Genomic DNA, 8489 nt, shown 5'->3' with positions numbered 1-8489 from the left:
CTGCTCATCCCTGGAAAAAATCACCAGTCGTCTTACTTCTGGCCACCGTTCCAAAATGGTCTTTGTCAATGCTTTGCCCAAAGAACCAGTTCCCCCAGTAATTAATATCGATTTGCCGTTTAACACGCTTTTTAAGATTTATCAAATAAATTATTTACACCCGCGAAATTATACACTCCTCACTACAATTAGGGTATGAAAGTAAGATAATTCCATACACTCTCCTTTTAAGAAAAGTACTTCTTGAAGAATTTCAATAATTAAGATTCTCTATAAGTAGTCCCTTAACTGAAGAAAGGCGTTGGAAAGCCCGATTAATTTTTTGCGTATTTGGTCAGGCCGAAGAAACTCCAATAAGCCATGGAGCGCAGGCCTCCCATCACTCCCAGGCGGGCAGTCTGTACGTAAAAATCCCATTGTACTTGGACTAACCTCCATTTGTTGTGGGATAAGGAGCCTTTCCGGATCCGGTAAAGAACTAACTGCTCAGGTAATCCGTAGGCGTATTTTATATCTTGCATCATCCGTAACCATAAGCCGTAATCTTGCCTTTTGCGTATTTCTGGCATATACACTTTGCCGATGCGCTGTGTGTCATATATTGCCGTGGAACAACCGATATAATCGGTCTTTAGCATGTCCTGATAGGTAACTTTGGAAGGAGGGCAGTAGTGCTTACAAAGGGAACTTCCGTTTTCAGCAATCAAATTGTAAGCCGTGTGGACAAGTTCGGCTTGGGTATCACGCATAAAGCGAAGTTGTTTTTCCAGCTTGGCCGGAAGCCAAATATCGTCACTGTCTATAAAGGCTATGTACCGGCCCTTTGCTTCTTTGATCCCGGCATTACGGGCCACTCCTGCTCCATAGTTCTTTCCCAATGACACTACACGTATCCGCTCATCCTGTTTACTATAATGATGGGCAATGGCAGCACTTTGATCTTCAGAACCATCGTCAATAATGATCATCTCCCAATGAGCATAGGTTTGCCTGATAACTGACTCAACGGTGGCTGATAAATACGGTGAGGTATTGTATACAGGCGTTATAATTGAGACTAGTTCAGGATATATGTGATTACAACTTTCTTCCATACTAACACCAAATGTGTTCTAAGCTAAACAAACTTTCAAACCAATCAGCCACAACTAAAACCTGCCCTTTATAACTTTTCTAATAAACCGTTTTCAACTAATTTCATTAATCCATCCTCTAAAAATAGAGCTTGGGTCTGTATTTCCAAAGAAAACCTCCCGGAATAATACCTTCCGGCTATTCCTCCAAAAAAAGTGCTAAGCTAGTCACACAGGTGCTTTTTTTGTGCTTTTTACGCTTTTATAAAGCTATTCTATGAACTTTTTGGTAAACCTTATCCTGACTAAGACTCCCTTACAATCTGATAAATATTCCGTGTTTTTTGCTCCCAATAAATAGTCTTCCGGCTAAACTTACTCAGCGAGTCTTCATTATAGTTTTTAATGGTAATTAACTCCAAACCGTGGTAAAAATCTATATAAAAATCATCACTCAAACGTTCCGATATAATTTCAAACTTTTCTTTTTCAGTATTTGCACAGATGGAAAAGGAAATCGCACTGCTCTTCATCAAATTGATCTTCACATTGTTAGCCGCAAGAAGATTAAATACTTGACTCAAATTACTTTGGTTGACACTTGAGTAATCTTTCTGTTCGAAACGAATGATACTTTGGTTCGGCTTAAAAATTATCGCAGGAATTGTATCATATTCTTCTACCTCTCCAATACAAGTTCCGGCTTCTTCCGGATGGATGAAAGATTTTACGTACAAAGGTATTTTTTTAATTGCTAAGGGCTTGATAGTTTTCGGGTGAATCACCGTAGCTCCATAGTAAGTCATTTCTGCGGCTTCTTTGTAAGGCAATTGAGAAAACAGACAGGTATTGTGAATCCGCCTGGGGTCGGCATTCAAAATGCCAGGCACATCTTTCCAAATGGTGACCGACTCGGCATCCAGGCAATAAGCAAAAATAGCGGCACTAAAATCGGAACCTTCCCGGCCTAGTGTAGCTGTCTTCTCGCTGACGGTTCCTCCCAAAAAGCCCTGTGTCACCAAAATCTGACCTTTCATCAGATCCGGCAAATCGCTTTTCATCAACTTTTCTGACCAAGCCCAATCCACAATTCCCTCCTTCCAATTATCATCGGTCTGAATATATTTACGTGCATCCAGCCATTGGTTATTCACCCCTTCTTGTGCCAGGTATGCCGAAAAAATATAAGAAGAAAGGAGCTCTCCGTAACAAACCGTTTGATCATACAGCCTAGCAAAATTTTTATCTCCTTTTCTAAATTCAGCTTCCAAATCCGAAAACAGCTTCTCAACTCTGTAAAACACCCGGTCGTATCTATTTTCAAAAAGATTATTGCAAATGCTAAGGTGGTATTTTTTGAGATGATAAATCATATCCGGATAATCCTCCTCTGTTTTATATGCATTAAATATGCTTTCAAGGTTATCCGTGGTCTTCCCCATGGCCGAAAGAACGACAATCAAGCGCTCTTTCGGACCATAGTTTTGTATGATCCGGGCAATATTTTTTATTGATGCAACATTTTGCAAAGAAGCCCCTCCAAATTTGAATACTTTCATGACTGTTAATAGATCCAATATTTTTTTCGGGGAGCAAATTTACATAACTCAACGTAAAAGACTTAATGGAACTTCATATGATTATAGTACTTCACTCCACTTAGCGTATACAATCAATTGGGGAAACTGCAATTTAGCTAATGAAGTGAATTAAACTTTTTCTTTTTCCTAAAACATGTTTCAAAAACGCTTCCTCTGTCTTACTTTTTTCAACAATAGCTTTGGCTATTCTCTTCAAAAAGTGCCTTGATGAGCCGGTTTTGATTCCATCTTCGGTTAAAAACGATACATGTAAACCACTTCAATAAAAAAATAGCCAATAGCCACTTAGTCGAAAAGTAAATAACGATTCACCAGAACAAAATCATTTTCATTTCCTAAGGGCCTAACGCACCAAGTGCTCTTCCACTATTTCGGCAAGAGTACTACTCTCAAATTCTTTACGCTTTCTTGCTTATAAAACTTTTAAATCCTCTTTGTTTTTTGTAATATAGAATACGAAGCAGGGGTACGGAAACAGAAGGTAACAAATCAAATCACTCAAAAAGTAATTTCTATAAAAAATAATAGCTCCTTTCCATCCAAAACCTTAAGCCCATATTTATGGACAGCACCCAACAACAAGCCGCTCCTTTGGAAGAAACCCAACATTTGCTTCTCCGTTATCAGAACATCCGGTTTCAAACGGAAGCATTGTGCGCACCACTACAAACGGAAGACTATGTAGTACAACCTATTGTAGATGTAAGCCCTCCCAAATGGCACTTGGGGCACAGCACTTGGTTTTTTGAAAACTTTATTCTGGCCAAGCACCTTATGGGCTATGAGCTTTACAATCCCAGATACAATTACTTGTTCAACAGTTACTATGAAAGTCAAGGCGAACGGGTATTCCGGGCACACCGGGGAAATATGACCCGGCCCTCCGTAGAGGAAGTCATGAAATTTCGAAAACATGTAGACCAGGCAATGGTAGCTTATTTGGCATCCCATCCCATCCCTGAAAAAGTACGGAATTTCATAGAGCTAGGCTTACAACACGAACAACAGCATCAAGAACTTTTGTTGACAGACTTAAAATATATTTTAGGACACAACCCCCTCTTTCCTACATATACCAACACGCAATGCCCCTCCTCCTCCTCTCTTCCCGAATTAAACTTTACCGAAATAAATGAGGGCTTATACACAGTCGGTTTTCAAGCCGAAGGCTTTTGTTATGACAATGAAACCAAAGCCCATCAAGTTTACCTACACCCCTATCAAATAGCCAACCGGTTGGCCACTAACCGGGAATACTTGGATTTTATGCAAGACAACGGATATGAACACTTCGAATTCTGGTTGTCCGAAGGTTGGGATTGGGTCCAACAGTTGGCAATCAAAGCCCCTCTGTATTGGCATCAAATCAAGGGAAAATGGCATCAATTTACCTTAAGCGGACTACAAGAGATCAAATTGGACGATCCTGTCACACATATTAATTATTTTGAAGCGGATGCCTTCGCCCGTTGGAAAAAAATGCGCTTGCCCACCGAGTTTGAATGGGAGGTAGCTTGCAAACAGTTACAAGCCACCATTCCCGAACAAGCTAACTTTCAAAAATCTGGCTTTTTCCACCCCAGCCCGGCCAATCATCACACACAACTCTTTGGTGACTGTTGGGAATGGACGCAAAGTGCATACCTCCCCTACCCCGGTTATACCCAAGCCCAAGGAGCGCTTGGCGAATACAACGGAAAATTTATGGTAAACCAAATGGTACTAAGAGGGGGCTCTTGTGCCACTCCCAAAACACATATCCGCCCTACATACCGCAACTTTTTCCATACGGATAAACGTTGGCAATTTACAGGAATACGACTGGCAAAATCACTATTTTGAAAACTACTGTAACCACCTGTAAGCAAAAATAATCCGATTGCAGCCCTTACATACATTTTGTTGACCAAAGCACTCTTATTATAAAATCATTACGCTCTACCACCATGTCAAATCAATTTGCAGAAGATATCCTTAAAGGCTTGACCTCCCAGCCTAAATATTTAGACTCCAAATACTTTTACAACAAACAGGGGGATCAACTATTTCAGAAAATCATGCAGCTGCCAGCGTATTACCTCACCGATAGTGAATTTGAAATCTTCTCTTTTCAAAAAGACAAAATCTTGCAATATTTTCAATCGGGTACGGAACAATTTAACCTCATTGAATTTGGTGCGGGAGACGGCTTCAAAACAAAAGTTTTGCTCAGCTATTTCCTTGAACAAAAGAGCTCTTTTCACTATTCGCCCATTGACATCTCTCAAAATGCACTGGATAACCTGACGAGCGATTTGTTAAAGCAATTTCCGGAGCTTCGTATTACCGGTATTCGCAACGACTACTTCCATGCCTTGGAAAAGCTCAATCAGCACCAACAGGAACGCAATGTGATTTTATTTTTGGGTTCTAATATTGGAAATTTTAAAAAGGACGGAGCTTCTGATTTTTTGAAAGCGTTAAGAAAATACCTGAAGGAAGGAGATATATTGCTCATTGGGTTTGATTTAAAAAAGAACCCGGATACGATTCTACAGGCTTACAACGATTCCTCCGGGGTAACCAAAGCATTCAATTTAAATTTACTCCAAAGAATCAATGATGAATTAGATGCTAATTTTGACTTGACTACATTCAAACACTATCCAACCTACAATCCCGACACGGGAGAAACCCGGAGCTACCTGATCAGTACTCAGAAACAAAATATCGAATTATTGGATACCACAATTGAATTCGAAGCATGGGAACCTATTTATATGGAACTTTCCAAAAAATTCGATCAGGCAGAAATTTATGATTTGGCCCAACAGTCCGGTTTTCAAGTCATCGAAAACCTTTTCGATTGTAAACATTACTTCACAGACTCTCTATGGCAGGCGGTATAAAACCCGGTTTTCACTCAAAATCCTTTCAGGACAAAGACATACTTCAATACAAAAGGGAGTGCTTTTCAGCTCCTCCCTTTTGTATATCAGGTTTTTTGTTTTTTCTTTTTTGCAGCCGGAAAGAGAATATTATTCAAAATCAAACGGTATCCCGGGGAGTTAGGGTGTAAGTTTAAATCCGTAGGTTCTTCCCCAACAAAATGCCGGTAATCTTCAGGATCGTGACCTCCATAAAATGTCCAGGTTCCTTTACCAAAGGTACCATGAATATAACGGGCCTCATTTGCCTCTTTGGTCTCTCCCATGATCACCACATCCGATTTAATCAAAGGCTTTTTATATGCGGTGGTTTGCCCCATAAACCCTTTGATAATATGATGATGATTCTGCGTCAGCATAGTGGGTACCGGGTCCCATTTGGCCGAAAACTGAAAGAGCTTAAAAAAATCATTCGATTCGTTCAAACCTCTTTCGTGATCACGGTTATCGATATTGGAGTATTCATATTCATAAGGATTCATAATCAAACGGAAGTCACGAAACGCAAAGGTTTTGGTATAATCCAGATGACTTTGAGCATTCTTATCCGGAGGATCTCCGTCATACATATAATCTACAATATCCACCCCCTCGGCCGAAAGCGCAATATCATATGTATCAGTCGCGGAGCACATGGCAAACAAAAAACCTCCTCCGGAACAAAAATCACGGATTTTTTTAACCACCCCCAATTTCAATTGCGAAACTTTTTGAAACCCATGCCTTCTGGCCGATTTTTCAAACTCTCTCTGTTGCTCAATGTACCAACGCTCTCTGCCATAGGTACCATAAAATTTCCCATACTGCCCGGTAAAATCCTCGTGGTGTAAGTGCAACCAATCGTATTCCGGCAGCTTATCCATCATCACTTCATCATCAAACACTACATCGTATGGAATTTCGGCATAAGTCAACACCAGTGTTACCGCATCATCCCAAGGCTGCTTCGACTTGGGCGAGTACACGGCAATTTTGGGTGGAACTTCCAACTTCATCACATCCATATTCGCCTCCGGGCTGGCAATCAATTCTTTAATTTGCAAAGCCTGCGCATCCGAGATCACTTCATAGCTCACCCCCCTCACAATCAATTCATTTTCAAAACTTTGCAAGTATTTAAACATAAATCCCCCTCCCCGATAGTTCAATAGCCATTCGGCTTCCACATCGTTGTTCAACACCCAATACGTCATTCCATAAGCTTTCAAGTGATTCGTCTGGGTTTCGTCCATAGGAACCAACAGGTAAGCAGCCTTTACAGACAAGCTTAGAAATACAGATAAAAATACAACCAGCAAGTACCTCATATTAACCGCTCATTTAATTTTAATTATAAATCTACTCAAATCTCTTTACTTTTCAGTTGGGAAGAAAAAATTCGAAGGGATTTTCATGGTAGAAAGTGCTCAATATATATGTAATGAATTAACTAAGCAAAAGAAGTATTGGTTTACATTTTTTTGACAATGGAGATTAGGAATTAATTCGCCTTTCGCCACAGCAAAATTCAAACAACGGTATTCATTTCGTGCGTTGAAGGCTGAAACTTTATCGTTCACTTAACCTGTGAAAGAAACAATCGAATAGAAAATACCCGAAGGTAATTCATAGGCTATGTAAGCCCTAAAAGAACCTATATTCAATTCGTTATGCAGTTTAAAGAAAATATCAACGAAGGGCTAAAAGCCATCAAAGACAACCTACTACGTTCCGTACTGACGGCCTCTATTGTAGCCTTGGGGATTATGGCTTTAGTAGGCATTCTCACGGCCATTGATGCAATTCAATATACCATCTCTTCCGGTTTGGCCGGTTTAGGGGGGAATAGTTTTGAAATCACTTCGATCTCCCGCTCCCGGACCAGAGGAGGGGTTAAAATTCAAAGCAAAGGACCGATAGAATTTAAAGAAGCGGCTGATTTTAAACAAAAATTCCGCCATGCGTCCAATGTAAGTATCAATACTACAGTGACAGGCGGTGTGGAAGTCAAACGTTTTTCCAAAAAATCCAATCCCAATTCCACTGTCATGGGAGTGGACGAATACTTTATCACCAATAAAGGATATGACCTGGAAAAAGGCAGAAACTTTTCCAGTATCGAATTATTGCATGGCGACAATGTGGCTATAATCGGTCAAAACCTTGTGGAACAGATTTTCAAAGACGGTGAGCCCCCCCTGAATAAGGAAATCGGTTTTTTGGGTAAGAAGTACAGAGTGGTGGGCATTTTGGAAAAGACAGGTGGACTAGGAGGTGGGGCCGCTGACCGCAGTATTTTGATCCCCTTGGAAAACGCCAACAAATACCGGGCAAACCGCGACTTGTCTTACACCATTGTTGTATACCAAAAAGACCCCACCAGAATTGAATACTCCATGGGAGAGGCAACCGGCCTGATGCGCCTGATCCGGAAAGATGAACTGGGCAAACCGGAATCCTTTGAAATCAACCGTAGTGAATCCATTGCTACTTCCTTAAATGATACATCTGTAATCTTAAAATTAGGCGGTGCTACCATTGGAATGGTCACCTTGTTGGGCGCTGCTATCGGGCTGATGAACATTATGATGGTATCTGTTACGGAAAGGACCCGGGAAATTGGCGTAAGAAAAGCACTAGGTGCCACTCCAAAAAGAATCCGGGAACAATTTCTCTTTGAAGCCATTATCATCTGTCTTTTAGGTGGTGCCTTGGGTATTATCTTGGGCATGAGCATTGGCAACCTGGTAGCCAAACTATTGGCTCAAGGTGAATTCATCGTGCCTTGGGTATGGATCTTTGTAGGAATTGTAGTTTGTGTATTGGTAGGTATCTCTGCGGGTTACTACCCTGCACGAAAGGCATCCAAACTTGACCCTATCGAATCCTTACGGTATGAATAAGTCGTC

General features: G+C 40.7%; 7 protein-coding genes. 3 read left to right on the top strand and 4 right to left on the bottom strand.

Features of this window, described 5'->3' with window-relative positions:
- From AAG747_RS23580 to AAG747_RS23570, 3 genes are all read right to left on the bottom strand, one after another.
- A partial coding sequence (locus AAG747_RS23580; RefSeq protein ID WP_346823706.1) for a polysaccharide biosynthesis protein occupies positions 1 to 126 on the bottom strand: 126 nt, incomplete at its 3' end.
- A 188-nt stretch (positions 127 to 314) separates the two neighbouring features.
- Positions 315 to 1094 carry a glycosyltransferase family 2 protein gene (locus tag AAG747_RS23575; RefSeq protein WP_346823702.1) on the bottom strand — a complete coding sequence of 260 codons (780 nt, stop codon included), beginning with the start codon at positions 1092 to 1094 and terminating at the stop codon, positions 315 to 317.
- Between the two features lie 284 nt (positions 1095 to 1378).
- Positions 1379 to 2632, bottom strand: coding sequence for an aspartate kinase (locus tag AAG747_RS23570; RefSeq protein WP_346823701.1), 1254 nt, complete (start codon positions 2630 to 2632; stop codon positions 1379 to 1381).
- A gap of 603 nt (positions 2633 to 3235) precedes the next feature.
- Between AAG747_RS23570 and egtB the strand changes: the two genes are divergently transcribed.
- Together egtB and egtD are read left to right on the top strand one after the other, a co-directional pair.
- Complete coding sequence (egtB, locus tag AAG747_RS23565; RefSeq protein WP_346823700.1) at positions 3236 to 4516, top strand: ergothioneine biosynthesis protein EgtB; 1281 nt, start codon at positions 3236 to 3238, stop codon at positions 4514 to 4516.
- A gap of 104 nt (positions 4517 to 4620) precedes the next feature.
- Entirely contained in the window at positions 4621 to 5562 is a 942-nt protein-coding gene (egtD, locus tag AAG747_RS23560; RefSeq protein WP_346823699.1) for an L-histidine N(alpha)-methyltransferase, read from the top strand.
- 86 nt (positions 5563 to 5648) lie between these two features.
- Here egtD and AAG747_RS23555 read toward each other — a convergent pair whose 3' ends face one another.
- On the bottom strand, positions 5649 to 6908 hold the full coding sequence (locus AAG747_RS23555; RefSeq protein ID WP_346823698.1) for an asparagine synthetase B: 1260 nt from the start codon (positions 6906 to 6908) through the stop codon (positions 5649 to 5651).
- Between the two features lie 342 nt (positions 6909 to 7250).
- On the opposite strand from AAG747_RS23555, the gene AAG747_RS23550 reads away from it, so the two are divergent.
- On the top strand, positions 7251 to 8483 hold the full coding sequence (locus AAG747_RS23550; RefSeq protein ID WP_346823697.1) for an ABC transporter permease: 1233 nt from the start codon (positions 7251 to 7253) through the stop codon (positions 8481 to 8483).
- Positions 8484 to 8489: the final 6 nt, after the last annotated feature.

This window comes from Rapidithrix thailandica, assembly GCF_039710355.1.
GTDB classification, from domain to species: Bacteria; Bacteroidota; Bacteroidia; order Cytophagales; family Flammeovirgaceae; genus Rapidithrix; species Rapidithrix thailandica.
This window is presented reverse-complemented; position numbering and strand designations above follow the sequence as displayed.

What these genes read in the sequence shown, in the direction of transcription:
- AAG747_RS23575 (WP_346823702.1), bottom strand. Translation starts at nt 1,094, where the DNA reads ATGGAAGAAAGTTGTAATCACATATATCCTGAACTAGTCTCAATTATA.
- AAG747_RS23570 (WP_346823701.1), bottom strand. Translation starts at nt 2,632, where the DNA reads ATGAAAGTATTCAAATTTGGAGGGGCTTCTTTGCAAAATGTTGCATCA.
- egtB (WP_346823700.1), top strand. Translation starts at nt 3,236, where the DNA reads ATGGACAGCACCCAACAACAAGCCGCTCCTTTGGAAGAAACCCAACAT.
- egtD (WP_346823699.1), top strand. Translation starts at nt 4,621, where the DNA reads ATGTCAAATCAATTTGCAGAAGATATCCTTAAAGGCTTGACCTCCCAG.
- AAG747_RS23555 (WP_346823698.1), bottom strand. Translation starts at nt 6,908, where the DNA reads ATGAGGTACTTGCTGGTTGTATTTTTATCTGTATTTCTAAGCTTGTCT.
- AAG747_RS23550 (WP_346823697.1), top strand. Translation starts at nt 7,251, where the DNA reads ATGCAGTTTAAAGAAAATATCAACGAAGGGCTAAAAGCCATCAAAGAC.